Source organism: Ornithinibacillus californiensis (assembly GCF_001038485.1).
In the GTDB taxonomy this organism is placed as follows: domain Bacteria; phylum Bacillota; class Bacilli; order Bacillales; family Amphibacillaceae; genus Ornithinibacillus; species Ornithinibacillus californiensis.
Genome location: NZ_LDUE01000021.1, coordinates 129806 through 143979, shown reverse-complemented (window position 1 = coordinate 143979; position 14174 = coordinate 129806). Strand labels below are relative to the sequence as shown.

Genomic DNA, 14174 nt, shown 5'->3' with positions numbered 1-14174 from the left:
TGGAGGTAGAAGAGAAACAAAAAAGCCCTCTTCCTAAGAAGAGGGCCCGATATGTACATTCGTTCCTCCTCTTATCTTCCAGATCATCGCTTCGATCTGTAGGATTTAGCACCTTTTAAGTAAAGTGTAAACTTCACCTAAGGTTGCCGGGCTTCACAGGGCCTATTCCCTCCACCACTCTTGATAAGAGATTCAATTAATTTAATTATTGACTAATATAATATCGACTTAAAAAAGATATGTCAATGGTTATTTAATTATTTCAACATTTAAGTATTATTGTCTTAGTGAGAATATACTAATGAATACTCTGAGCGGCTCGATTACACGTAGACTCCTGCGGGAGGATAGGCTTAGGTGAGACCCCACAGTGCGATAGCACGAGGAGGCTCACCAGCCGCCCGCGGAAAGCGAAGTGTAATCGAGCCGCGGATCTGGCCAGAATGTGTTATTGGTCCACACTTTTAATCTTCCTAATCGGAAAACGATAAATAGAACCAAGATAAATAACAAGCGCCAACCAAATAAAGCCAAACGAAATCAAATGCTCAAAAGAAAACGTCTCACCATACACAAACACCCCAAGCAACAGCATTAAAGTTGGCGCAATATATTGCAAAAAACCAACCAAAGCCAAAGGAATTCGCTTAGCACCACTAGCAAATAAAAGAAGCGGAACAGCTGTTACAATACCTGCACCCATAAGGAGCAAGCCATCAATTGATAAAGCTCCTTGAGAGGAGAACGTATTCTCTGGTAAAAACAACAAGTAAATAAGCGCAATCGGAGTAATAATCATCGTTTCAATCGTTAAGCCATACATCGCAGGAATATCCACAATCTTTTTAAATAACCCATATAATGCAAAAGTAATCGCTAAAACGATAGACACCCATGGAAATACACCATAACTAAAAGTTAAATATAATACACCGATACCAGCTAAAATAACGGATACCGTTTGGCTTTTTGTTAGTTTTTCCTTCAATACAATGATAGCTAGTAGAATGCTAACTAAGGGATTGATATAATATCCAAGGCTAGCTTGTAACACATGATCACTATTCACTGCCCAAATATAAATTAACCAATTTAAACTAATCACGATAGATGCCATCGTAATACTGAACAACTTCTTTTTATCCTTTAAAATAATTTTACACTGGTCAATAAAACCAGGCCATTTTCGTACAAAAAGGACGATAAACACCATAAACACGAAAGACCAAATAATTCGGTGCGCGAGAATTTCACTAGCGGGAACCGCATCAATAATCTTCCAATAAATCGGTAGAAACCCCCAAATAACATATGCAAAAACCGCATAAACAACCCCGACCCTATCAGTACCCTGCACCATCCGCAACCCTTCTTTTCCTGTAATTAGTGGCTCAATTAGTAATTTGATTTTGTAAAAAAATGAAATTAGAGTATTTTCTATGAGCAGCCAGTATACACGAAGACTCCTGCGGGAGGATAGGCATCGGTGAGACCCCGCAGTGCGTAAGCACGAGGAGGCTCACCAGCCGCCCGCGGAAAGCGAAGTGTATACTGCTGCGGACTACGCTAAACAACAACACTTACAAAACAGCCTAATAAATAAAACCAATTTTAAAACTGATTCCCCAAAAAGGCAATCAAAAGGTTTCAGATAAACTAAAAAGAAAACGCTTTCATTATTCATGATAATAGAATATGATAATAGTAGAAACTAAGAAAAAGGAGGAGAAATAATTGGCACGCTCATATAAACATATGGAAACATCTGTTATCCATGAAGGCTATGATTCAAAAGATATGTTAGGAAGCCTGACTACACCATTGTTTCAAACCTCAACGTTTACGTTCGAGTCAGCAGAACAAGGAGAAAGACGATTCGCTGGTGATGAGGACGGTTATATTTACACCCGACTTGGAAATCCAACCGTTACGGTTCTAGAAGAAAGAATTGCCGCGCTGGAGAATGGAGAAAGAGGTCTGGCATTTGGTTCAGGGATGGCCGCGGTATCAGCTATATTAATTGCATTAACCAAGGCAAATGACCATGTACTATGTTCCTCTGGATTATATGGTTGTACATTTGGACTACTAACGATGATGAAGGAAAAATATAATATTACGCACGACTTTTCTACTATGGAGACAGAGGATGATGTACGCGCGCATATTAAACCAGAGACAGTTTGTATTTATGTAGAAACGCCGATAAACCCAACTATGAAGTTGATCGACCTAGAAATGGTAGCAAGGGTCGCGAAAGAATATGGTATTCCAGTCGTTGTTGATAATACGTTTGCATCCCCATATTTACAAAAACCATTGGATCTAGGCTGTGATGTCGTAGTGCATAGTGCAACAAAGTATATTGGAGGACATGGGGATGTCATTGCAGGTCTTGCAGTAGGAAAAAAAGAATTCCTAGATGAAGTAGCGATGACGACGTTGAAAGATATTGGTGGTGTCATGGCACCTTTTGATGCTTGGCTACTTTTAAGAGGCTTAAAAACGTTACCAGTTCGCATGGATCGCCATTGTGATAATGCAGAAGAAATTTTTAAACGATTAAAAGACCACCCGAATGTAGCTAATGTGTACTATCCAAATGATGTCACGCATTCAGATTATCCTATTATGAAAAAACAAATGCGACGCGGTGGGGGCGTTATCTCATTTGAAATTATAGGAACGAAAAAAGATGCACAAGGCTTTTTGAATAACTTAGATTTCCTAAAGATTGCCGTTTCTCTCGGTGATGCTGAGACGTTAATTGAACATCCAGCAACAATGACACATGCCGTTGTTCCTGAAGAATTTCAACAACATATGGGAATCACGGACCAGTTAATCCGACTTTCCGTTGGATTAGAAGCATGGCAGGATATTTGGGCGGATTTAGAGCAAGCACTTGATAAGATATCAGTTAGCTCGGACGCTTATTCCAAGGTTTTAGAGTCCCGATAACCGTCTCTCTATAGTCTTGCTTAATCACTTTAATAACGCCATTGGCTATCTCTTCGTGGGTTAGCCACCTGGAGTTTTCATTATCTAATACAAAACCTAAGTAAACACGTCTGTATTCGCACGGTTCGGGTACGGACGTGTTTTCTTTTACAAAAAATGATGAACTACCTTGAACATGGATGAGTTTCCAAGGTTCCTTTCTTTTACTAACTTCCTTTAAAATAGTTGGTAGTGCATTTGGAGCAGAATTATGAATCCAGCTAACAATTAAATCAGGACAGTTTCCTTTTATCTTAATTATCTCTTGCAGCTTTATTTGTAGGGCTTCATCATCATGGTAATCAACTGCTACAGAATAAAGTTTGTCAGGGTGTTTCCCTCTGAGTCGCATCGCTTCAAACTTCGTGCGATCTCGATGAACGACATATACATCATAGCCTTCCTCGGTCAACCAATGACAGACACTTTCTAACATCCCAGTTCCGCCGATTACAAATGCAAATAACTTTTTACTCATGCTTTCAGCTCCCTTCTGTTATATTATTATATAATGAACAGTTTGTATAAACCCGTAATAAGGTAGTATGCTATAGTTACTTATATTGATTAGTTTGGTAGTAAATACAATTTTTATTAAACAAAGGGGAAATTGGTATGGAGATCATGCCATATTTGTTGTTTGCATTCATTATTTTTAATATCGCGCTAGGGCTATCTATCGTATTTCTAGAGCGAAAGGATGCATCAGCGACTTGGGCTTGGCTAATGGTTTTACTGTTTGTACCCGTCATTGGCTTTTTTGTTTATTTAATTTTTGGTAGAAGATTAAGTGGAAAACGTATTTTTACATGGGATGCCAAGGCAAAACTTGGAGTTAAAACAATCGTACAGTCCCAATTAAGGGCAATCGAGAATAATGAATTTGTTTTTAATCAATTAGAAGAATATAAGGACTTATACTACTTGCATTTACGCAATGATGATGCTATTTTTACCCAAAATAACGATATTGAAATCTTTGTTAATGGTAAAGATAAGTTTCGTTCTCTATTAGCCGATATGGAAAAGGCAACAGACCATATTCATCTACTGTATTATATCATCCGTCATGATGAGCTAGGGCAGCAAATTGCGAATATGTTAATGAAAAAGGCAGCTGAAGGTGTGGAGGTTAGGGTGTTATATGATGCCTTAGGTACTCGTTATTTAAGGCCGAAATATATTCGAAAGCTCAAGAAAGCTGGCGTACAGTTAGAAGCATTTTTCCCATCATTTATCCCAAAAATAAATTTTAAAGTCAATTACCGTAACCACCGTAAACTGGCTATAATCGATGGAAAAGTCGGTTATATTGGTGGTTTTAATATTGGGGATGAATACTTAGGCAAAAGTAAAAAGTTCGGTTTCTGGCGTGATACACATCTTCGGATTAGTGGAGATGCGGTACAAAGCATGCAGACACGTTTTATACTGGACTGGAATCAAGCATCCAAGCAGGACATTATCTATGATGAACGATATTATTCATCAGAAACCAAAGGAAGTGCGGGCGTCCAAATCGTCTCAAGTGGACCTGATTCCGATTGGGAGCAAATCAAAAATGGGTACATTAAAATGATTATGTCAGCAAAGGAATATGTATATATCCAGACACCATATTTTATCCCAGATGAAAGTTTGCGGGATGCAATTCGAATTGCGGCGTTATCCGGTGTGGACGTTAAAATTATGATACCAAATAAACCTGATCATCCATTTGTATATTGGGCAACCCTCTCTTATGTCGGTGATATGTTAGAGGCAGGTGCTCAAGTATTTATCTATCAAAAAGGTTTCTTACATTCGAAGACCATCGTTGTAGATGGAAAAATTGCCTCTGTTGGTACAGCAAATATCGATGTACGAAGTTTTCGACTGAATTTTGAGGTGAATGCATTTCTCTATGATCATGCCCTTGCAACCAAGCTTTTAGATGCATTTAATGTGGATGTGAAACACTCCACACAAATGACAAAGAAACTCTATAACAAACGTTCGATTGGAATTCGGATTAAAGAATCCATATCACGATTACTGTCACCTATACTATAAGAATAGATTTAAAATTGGAGTGAATGGAAGAATGGAAAAAAAGCCTTGCTCTAGTTCATTAGCAGTAAAAACCTCTCATGTACTACCTCCAGATACTAACTATCACGGCACACTATTTGGTGGAACATTAATGGCACACATCGACGACGTTGCGGCAATTGCAGCAGTTAGGCATTGTAGGCAGGCAGTCGTCACTGCTTCCACAGATTCTGTCGATTTTCTGGAACCGGTCAAACAAGGGAACTCAATATGTGTAGAAGCATTTGTCACATGGACACATAATACCTCGATGGAAGTGTTTGTAAAAGCGGTGACAGAAGACCTATTAACAGGAGAAAGAAAAGTGTGTGCAACAGCATTCTTAACCTTTGTTGCAGTCGATGAGAATTTACGCCCGACCTCTGTAGTAGAAGTTTATCCAGAAACAGAATCAGAGAAACTTTTACACGAAGGGGCACCACTAAGAGCAGAGCGTCGTCGAGAACGAAGAAAATATTCGCGACAATTTGCTGAAAAGTTTGGCACAACATATCCGTGGAATAAATGAGCGAAATGGATTAAAATGAAATACTATGTTTGCCTAGTAGAAGAAGCCTATTTTTATGGGGCTTCTTCTTTAATTATGAGGGATATCCTCATAATTGGTTATACTACAAAATAGAATTCGCTAAGGTCTTGTGACGAAAGGGGAACCAGTGTGGACTTTTTACAAAGTGTTGTCGATTATGCTAATAATCTTCTATGGGAATATGTCCTTATCATTATTTTAATTGGGTTAGGGTTATATTTTTCTATCCGAACGAAATTTGTTCAGTTTCTAAATTTTCCAGAGATGATGCGAGTGATATTTGACAAGCGCTCGATTAATGCGTCAGGAAAGAAGGGAACGTCATCGTTTCAGGCGTTTGCAATAAGTGCCGCCTCAAGAGTAGGAACGGGTAACCTTGCAGGTGTTGCATCGGCCATTGCGATTGGTGGTCCCGGAGCGATTTTTTGGATGTGGGTCATTGCACTTTTAGGTGCTGCTTCAGGCTTTGTTGAGAGTACATTAGCCCAGGTTTATAAAGTTCCGGAAAAGAGCCAATACCGGGGTGGTCCTGCCTATTACATGGAAAAAGGTCTGAAAAAACGATGGCTAGGAGTTATTTTTGCTATTACAATCACGTTCACGTATGGACTTGTTTTTAACTCCGTGCAGTCCAATACAATTAGTCTCGCCCTTGAAGGGGTCTTTGATGTTTCAGGCTCAACCGTAGCGATTGTATTAATCGTATTAACGGCTGCGGTGATATTTGGTGGATTAAAGAGTATTGCGAATGTGTCTCAAATAATTGTACCGGTAATGGCAGTGATTTATTTATTAATCGCATTTTATGTTGTCATGGTGAATTTTGGTTCAATCCCTGAGATATTTACACTCATTTTTGAAAATGCTTTTGGAATCAGAGAAATTGCAGGTGGCGGTTTTGGAGCAGCGATTATGATGGGGATTAAACGAGGACTTTTCTCCAATGAAGCTGGTATGGGTAGTGCCCCGAACGCGGCCGCAACGGCAGAGGTATCCCATCCTGTAAAGCAAGGGCTAATTCAAGCGTTAGGTGTGTTTTTTGACACGCTACTTATCTGTTCGGCAACCGGGTTTATTATTATTTCTGCTGGTGGATACGCAGGAAGTGACCTGGACGGGATTCAATTAACGCAGAATGCCTTCACACAGCATATTGGTGAGTGGTCAGGCATATTCATCGCGATTGCTATTTTCTTATTTGCCTATAGCTCTATTTTAGGAAATTACTATTATGGGGAAAGCAATATCGGGTACATTAAAGATAGTCCTGGATGGTTATTTGTATATCGTCTAGCCGTATTAGCGATGGTTGCCTTTGGTGCGCTAGCTAGCTTTGACTTTGTATGGGCACTAGCTGACTTAACAATGGCAATTATGGCGCTAATTAACTTGTACGCGATCACGCTGTTGTATAGAATTGCTCATCGGGTATTACAGGATTACCGTGACCAACGACGTGCTGGCAAGGATCCCGTGTTTAATCGTGAGATTTTAGATAATACGGATGGAATTGAATTCTGGGAGCCTGGTCAGGTGAAGGGGAAGGAATAGTGTAATCCAAATAATCTCTGAGTGGTGCACTTAACCCGCACCGGAAATATACTTCGCTTTCCTCGGGCGGCTGGTGAGCCTCCTCGTGCTTACGCACTGTGGGGTCTCACCTATGCCTATCCTCCCGCAGGAGTCTACGTATATTTCCGGTGCTAGTATGTAAAATACAAACTGAATTATGGCCCCACTCACTGATAAATAAGTTTTACACTTTTTTGCGAATACGCCAATTAAATACTACCAACAACCCACCAATTATAGAGAACGCGGGAATACCTGGTGAATGGAAATTTTCACTGTAATATCTAAGTGTGCCATAGGGTGCTAGTGAGCTCCTGTGTAATAAAAAGATTTCATAATGGCTTCGTTCCGTAAAATAGAATGAGTCTTTTTTCACGTTGCCTGCTTCATCCAATTCATAGTAGGTGTACTGTAAATCCTCTAAATCAGCTTTACCTTCTATATTATTATCATTTTTTCTCTTAGGGGTCTCTCTCGTGTCCTTAAGTAATACCACAAGTCTCTCTTCTTCCATTTGGTGATCCTTCATTAAAAGGAATGATAGCTGACCATGATATCTTGCTAGCCCTTCCCATTCAGCTCGAATAGGATAGTCTTCTAAAGTCGCTAGTACCTCATCATTTAAGAAGACGGTAATATCACCAAGCATAACTTTATTTTGCCATGGATCAATGTATGATTCGGAATCATTAGGTATTTCCTCTGTAATAGCAATCTTATTACCGCCAATCGTATAGACCGGTTGTGGCGGTGGGTATGTATGAAAATGTTTTGTTACGGTAAACCGTTTCGTCATTTGCTCGCTTTTTACCTCATCCATAATCATCAACGTCGTGAAAGGTAACGTAATAATTAATAACGAAACCCCTATAATAAAAAGTGTTCGTTTGTTAACTTCTTTTGTACGCAACAGTTCATCAATCATCCAAAAGAAAAAGCTCGCGATAATTGCTGCTAGAATCATACTGTCTACTTCTAACCCTAGTATCGAAACATGACTACCATCTTGAATGACAATGCCAAATAAAGCCCCAAAACCAGTATGAATGAGAAAAGCCATCCAGAAACGTCTACGCTCAAGAAAGCGACTGGTAAGATAATCCGATAGTAATGTCACTCCACCACCATAAAGGATTAAGATTGGAAATATGAACGAAATGATTGAGAATACATCCCCAATCATAACGAGGAAGCTTTGATAAGTATACTCCTCCTCATATAGAGCTAGCACCACTCCTGTTATACCTAACAGACTACCTAGTAAGACCGTAATAAGCTTTCGTCGAAACATATAGTACACCCCTCGATATCGAACCGATTGTAAACTGTAATTAATTCCATTGTTAATCCTTAATATCTATTGAAACATTTTCGGAAAACGCTTACAATAAAAATAGTAAGAATATTTTAAAAGAGGTAGAGAGATATGTTCATTCCTTTACAGCATAAACAGAAAACGAATAGTCACGGAGGCTTGGTTTAAACCATAGCCTCCTTTTTATTTGTGGACTTTAGTACGGTAAAGTAATGCAACGAAAGGGTGTATAGAATGGTTGTGTTAACAGGCAGTTCTTTATCGTTAGACGATGTTAAACGAGTTGTTTTTCAAAATGAGCATGTTGTCTTATGTGATATGCAAAAGCAAAAAATTGATGAAAACCGCGAAGTAATTGAATCGTTACTGCAAGATAAAAAGGTAATGTATGGCATAAATACGGGATTCGGTAAATTGAGTGATTGTGTAATCGGAGAGACAGACTTAGAGGAGCTTCAGCTAAATTTGATACACTCCCATGCCTGCGGGGTTGGTGAACCTTTTGATGAGAAGATAAGCAAAGCGATGGTCCTGCTTCGGGCAAATGCGTTAGCACAAGGATACTCCGGTGTTCGATCGACACTTGTTGAATCGTTAATCAATCTAATAAATGCAGAAATTTCCCCTGTTATCCCACAACAAGGTTCGCTTGGTGCTAGTGGTGACCTGGCACCTCTATCCCATCTGGCACTAGTTGTAATGGGGGAGGGTGAAGTGTTCTATAGGGGTGACCGAATTCCGACAGAAGAGGCATTCTTACAAGCGGGATTACACCCGATAACCTTGAAAGCGAAGGAAGGCCTGGCTCTCATCAATGGTACACAAGCGATGACTGCAACTGGAGTGATAACCTATTTGGAAATGGAGAGGTTATTGTATCAAAGTGAACTAACGGCATGCCTAACGATGGAAGGGCTCAATGGCATTATCGATGCCTTCGATGCAGATTTACACCGGGTTAGAGGACATCAAGAACAAATGGGTGTCGCATCGAGAATAACAAACATACTAGCTGATAGCCAACTTACAACGTCTCAAGGGGAAATTCGAGTGCAGGATGCCTATTCCTTACGTTGCATTCCTCAAGTTCTTGGGGCGTGCTGGCAAACCGTAAATTATGCAAGAGAAAAACTAACTATCGAAATCAATGCTGTGACGGATAATCCGTTAATTTTCACCGATAGTCAGAAAGTCATCTCCGGTGGCAACTTCCATGGCGAACCGATTGCATTTACGATGGATTTTCTAAAGCTAAGTATTGCGGAACTTGCCAATATAGCAGAGCGAAGAATTGAACGACTGGTGAACCCACAGTTAAATGACTTACCAGCTTTCTTAAGTCCAAACCCAGGGCTAGAATCTGGGGCAATGATTATGCAATATAGTGCTGCATCGTTAGTGTCAGAGAATAAAACATTAGCGCATCCAGCAAGTGTCGATTCCATTCCGTCATCTGCCAATCAAGAGGACCATGTGAGTATGGGAACCATTGCTGCAAGACACGCTTTAGCAATGTTACAAAATACAAGAAGAGTTATCGCTATAGAGCTCATCTGTGCGATGCAAGCCGTAGAATACCGCGGAACTGAAAAAATGGCTTCCAGCACAAAAGACTGTTATGAAAGAGCGAGAAAAGTTGTTCCTAGTATTACAAAGGATCGAATTTTCTCCAAAGATATTGAACATCTAACGCAGTGGCTAAAGGATGCGGAGGAAAGTGATGTTATAGAGCTAAAGGGAGAGGTGGAAGTGTATGAATAAAGTAGAAGTACGCGCAAAGAAAGGTTTGGAACTGGAATGTAAAGGATGGGAGCAAGAAGCGGCTTTACGAATGTTGTACAACAACTTAGATCCGGAGGTTGCTGAAAATCCAGAAGAGCTTGTTGTCTACGGTGGCATTGGAAAAGCAGCTCGGAATTGGGATGCCTTTCACGCGATTGTAAAGACTTTAAGGGATTTAGAAAATGACGAAACAATGCTCATCCAATCCGGAAAGCCTGTTGGTGTTTTTAAAACGCATCGCCATGCACCGCGAGTGCTGTTATCAAATTCTGTACTCGTTCCGAAATGGGCAAACTGGGAGCATTTCCATGAATTAGATCAAAAAGGGTTAATGATGTATGGGCAAATGACTGCAGGAAGCTGGATTTATATTGGTACACAAGGCATTTTACAAGGAACCTATGAAACTTTCTCTGCGGTTGCGAAAAAGCATTTCGGTGGAACATTAAAAGGTACGATTACGCTAACCGCAGGACTTGGTGGAATGGGTGGTGCGCAACCGCTTGCAGTAACCATGAACGAAGGTGTCGTGATTGCAGTTGAAGTGGATGAAAGTCGAATTGAAAAACGTCTAAAGACAAAGTACTGTGATGTTCGGGCTGATAGTATTGATGAAGCAATTTTGTTGGCAAACGAGGCAAAAGCAGAAGGAAGAGCATTATCCATTGCGTTACTTGGAAATGCAGCAGAGGTTCATCATGAGCTCCTTCAGAAAAACATTCAGATTGATATTGTGACGGACCAGACCTCTGCCCATGATCCGTTAAACGGGTATATTCCATTAGGTTATTCTGTCGGGGAAGCGGATGACTTACGAAAGACAGACCCTAATAAGTATATGAAGCTTGCTAAGCAAAGTATGGCGAAACATGTTGATGCGATGTTGACTTATCAGGAACACGGTTCGATTGTATTCGATTATGGAAACAATATCCGACAAGTTGCTAAAGATGAAGGAATTGCAACTGCATTTGATTTTCCAGGCTTCGTACCTGCTTATATTCGTCCGTTATTCTGTGAAGGAAAGGGGCCATTCCGTTGGGCAGCCTTATCCGGTGATCCGGAAGATATTTATCGTACGGACCAGTTAATTAAGGAGCTTTTCCCTGAAAACGAGGCATTAAATCGTTGGATTGATATGGCGCAAGAACGAGTTGCTTTTCAAGGACTACCATCACGGATATGTTGGCTTGGCTATGGGGAAAGGGTAAAGATGGGATTGGCGATTAATGAGTTAGTTCGTAAAGGTGAATTAAAAGCACCTATTGTCATCGGTCGTGACCATCTAGACTGTGGATCAGTTGCTTCTCCAAATCGTGAAACAGAAGCAATGAAAGACGGAAGTGATGCGGTTGGAGATTGGGCTGTATTGAATGCGTTAATTAACACGGCTGCAGGTGGATCATGGATTTCCTTCCACCATGGTGGTGGCGTTGGAATGGGATATTCCCTACATGCGGGGATGGTGGCAGTAGCAGATGGAACAGAGCTTGCTAGAGAAAGACTGGAAAGAGTATTAACAACAGACCCAGGTATGGGGATTATCCGCCATGCAGATGCAGGATATGAATCAGCGATGGATTTTGCTGATGAACACGATATAACGATACCGATGAGGAGGTAATATAGTGCAAGTAGATCTTCTAATCACGAATATAGGTGAATTATTACCGATGGATAAGAAAGGGCCAGTTAAGGGCTCGGATATGGGGGAGCTTACTGTTTGGCGCGATGCTGCAATTGGCGTGAAAAACGACACCGTAGTTTGGATCGGTTCGTCGGAAGAAGCTAGTATTCTAGAAGCCTCACAGATTATTGATGCAAAAGGTAGATTAGTAACTCCTGGACTAGTGGAGCCTCATACACATCTAGTGTTCGGAGGCTCTCGCGAAAAAGAAATGGCATTAAAACAGCAGGGGGTACCGTATTTAGAGATACTGCAACAAGGCGGAGGCATTTTATCAACGGTAAGAGCAACGCAGAATACTCCTTATGATGAATTGCTGGAAAAAGCATTATTCCATCTTGATCGAATGGCTATGCATGGGATAACAACAGTAGAAGCCAAGAGTGGTTATGGGTTAAATCGTGAAACAGAACTCAAGCAATTACAAGTGGCTAAGGAAGCCAATGAACAACATCCACTAGACATCGTATCTACCTTTTTAGGTGCTCATGCAATTCCACCTGAATATAAAGACGATCCGGAGGCATTCTTAGATGAAATGTGTGAGCTTTTTGATGAAATAAAGGAAGAGAACCTCGCAGAGTTTGTTGATATTTTTACAGAAACAGGCGTTTTCTCGGTTCCACAATCAAGAAAATATCTCTTGAAGGCGAAAGAAAAAGGATTTGGACTTAAAATACATGCGGATGAGATTGATCCATTAGGCGGAACCGAGCTTGCAGTGGAGCTTGGAGCAATAAGTGGGGATCATTTAGCAGTAACTTCAGATGAAGGAATTCAAAAACTAGCAAACTCGAATACGATAGGGGTCATTCTGCCAGGAACTAGTTTCTATCTTGGAAAGGATGATTACGGAAGAGCACGGGAAATGATTGATGCTGGTGCAGCGATTGCGATTTCTACTGATTTTAACCCAGGTAGCTCCGTGACAGAAAATCTACAACTAATCATGTCCATTGCTGCGCTAAAATTAAAACTCTCTCCGGAGGAAATTTGGCATGCAGTAACAGTGAATGCGGCACATGCAATTGGTCGGGGAAATGTTGCTGGTAGTATAGCAATTGGTAGAAAAGCAGATATCGTCATGTGGGATGCGCCAAACTATCTCTATATTCCATATCATTATGGGGTAAATCATACCAATACAGTTATAAAAAATGGGCAAGTTATCTATGAAAGGCAGACGAATCGATGAGTGAATTTCGTTATTTAAAGCCTGCTGGAACGGCATTTTTTCGAGACCGATATACGAAAAAAGCTAAAGAGTTATTAACCGAATGGACGATAGGGAAAAGAGCATCCTTTGGGATGGTAGGACTTCCACTATCGAAACCGTCGATTAGTCATTCAGGAGCGGCATTTGCTCCAGGTGCAATAAGAGAGGCGATGCAAAGTTATTCGGTTTACTCCGGTGAACAAACGTTTGATTTAGAGGAAGGAATTATTGATTTTGGTGATGTAGAAATGCATCCTACTGATATCATCGGCAACCAGGAGAGACTTTATGAAGGCCTATCCGACATCTTTCAAGTAAAAGCTGCCGATAATTGGTTCCTTCTTGGTGGGGATCATTCGGTTAGCTATTCATCGATTAAAGCTTTTAAAGAGCATTATGGCAAAGTGGGTGTCATTCAATTTGATGCCCATCATGATTTGCGTAATACCGAGGATGGTGGCCCTACCAATGGAACACCATTTCGTAGGTTACTAGAAGATAACATTATATCTGGGGAAGACCTCGTACAAATCGGTATTCGAGATTTTACAAATGCCCATGCCTATCATAAATACGCAATCGAGCAAGGAATAACGATCTATACGATGAAAGATGTGCGAGCTAAAAGTCTCACTAATATATTAACAAGCGAGGTAGAAAAACTGTCTAAGTCTGTTGACAGTATCTATCTATCTGTTGATATGGATGTATTAGATCAAGCCTTCGCACCAGGTTGTCCAGTAATTGGTCCGGGTGGAATGGATAGCACTACTTTGCTTGAGGGGATAAATCTAGCGGCACAGCATGATAAGGTGAAAGCGATGGATATTGTGGAGATTGATCCAACAATTGATATTCGGAATATGACGAGTAGGGTAGCGGCTTATGTGTTGCTGGAGTTTATGAAGGGAAAGAAGATGGCTTCTAAGGGCTTAGAGTAGAGAGAGGAGGGTCTGACCCCTAAAAAACAACCGTAATAATA

11 protein-coding genes and 1 riboswitch are annotated in these 14174 nt (G+C 40.5%); of the genes, 8 read left to right on the top strand and 3 right to left on the bottom strand.

Annotated elements, in window-relative coordinates; translation table 11 throughout:
• Window positions 1-68: 68 nt before the first annotated feature.
• A riboswitch (SAM riboswitch) is annotated at window positions 69-190 on the bottom strand.
• Window positions 191-448: 258 nt separating this feature from the next.
• Window positions 449-1360: an EamA family transporter RarD gene (rarD, locus tag TE34_RS05695; protein ID WP_047983859.1), complete on the bottom strand. Its 912-nt coding sequence runs from the start codon at window positions 1358-1360 to the stop codon at window positions 449-451.
• A gap of 395 nt (window positions 1361-1755) precedes the next feature.
• On the opposite strand from rarD, the gene megL reads away from it, so the two are divergent.
• Window positions 1756-2961, top strand: a complete 1206-nt coding sequence (gene megL, locus TE34_RS05690) for a methionine gamma-lyase (protein ID WP_047983947.1) — start codon at window positions 1756-1758, stop codon at window positions 2959-2961.
• Here megL and TE34_RS05685 read toward each other — a convergent pair.
• A complete protein-coding gene (locus tag TE34_RS05685) occupies window positions 2921-3478 on the bottom strand; it encodes a Rossmann-fold NAD(P)-binding domain-containing protein (RefSeq protein ID WP_047983858.1) in 558 nt (185 codons plus the stop codon). The genes megL and TE34_RS05685 overlap by 41 nt on opposite strands.
• 137 nt (window positions 3479-3615) lie before the next feature.
• Between TE34_RS05685 and cls the strand changes: the two genes are divergently transcribed.
• The 3 genes from cls (at window position 3616) to TE34_RS05670 (ending at window position 7171) form a co-directional block, all read left to right on the top strand.
• A complete protein-coding gene (gene cls / locus TE34_RS05680) occupies window positions 3616-5052 on the top strand; it encodes a cardiolipin synthase (RefSeq protein ID WP_047983857.1) in 1437 nt (478 codons plus the stop codon).
• 31 nt (window positions 5053-5083) lie between these two features.
• On the top strand, window positions 5084-5599 hold the full coding sequence (locus TE34_RS05675; RefSeq protein WP_047983856.1) for an acyl-CoA thioesterase: 516 nt from the start codon (window positions 5084-5086) through the stop codon (window positions 5597-5599).
• 150 nt (window positions 5600-5749) lie between these two features.
• Window positions 5750-7171, top strand: coding sequence for an alanine/glycine:cation symporter family protein (locus tag TE34_RS05670; protein WP_047983855.1), 1422 nt, complete (start codon window positions 5750-5752; stop codon window positions 7169-7171).
• A gap of 205 nt (window positions 7172-7376) precedes the next feature.
• Here the strand turns inward: TE34_RS05670 and TE34_RS05665 are convergent, their stop codons facing one another.
• A complete protein-coding gene (locus TE34_RS05665; RefSeq protein WP_047983854.1) occupies window positions 7377-8483 on the bottom strand; it encodes a hypothetical protein in 1107 nt (368 codons plus the stop codon).
• A 258-nt stretch (window positions 8484-8741) separates the two neighbouring features.
• Here TE34_RS05665 and hutH point away from each other — a divergent pair, with 258 nt between their 5' ends.
• The 4 genes from hutH to hutG are packed head-to-tail and all read left to right on the top strand — an operon-like array spanning window position 8742 to window position 14133.
• Complete coding sequence (gene hutH, locus TE34_RS05660) at window positions 8742-10268, top strand: histidine ammonia-lyase (RefSeq protein WP_047983853.1); 1527 nt, start codon at window positions 8742-8744, stop codon at window positions 10266-10268.
• Entirely contained in the window at window positions 10261-11913 is a 1653-nt protein-coding gene (gene hutU / locus TE34_RS05655; protein WP_047983852.1) for a urocanate hydratase, read from the top strand. Before hutH ends, hutU begins: the two co-directional genes overlap by 8 nt.
• 49 nt (window positions 11914-11962) lie before the next feature.
• Entirely contained in the window at window positions 11963-13171 is a 1209-nt protein-coding gene (hutI, locus tag TE34_RS05650) for an imidazolonepropionase (RefSeq protein WP_047983946.1), read from the top strand.
• Window positions 13168-14133, top strand: a complete 966-nt coding sequence (hutG, locus tag TE34_RS05645) for a formimidoylglutamase (protein ID WP_047983851.1) — start codon at window positions 13168-13170, stop codon at window positions 14131-14133. Before hutI ends, hutG begins: the two co-directional genes overlap by 4 nt.
• The last annotated feature ends 41 nt before the right edge of the window (window positions 14134-14174 follow it).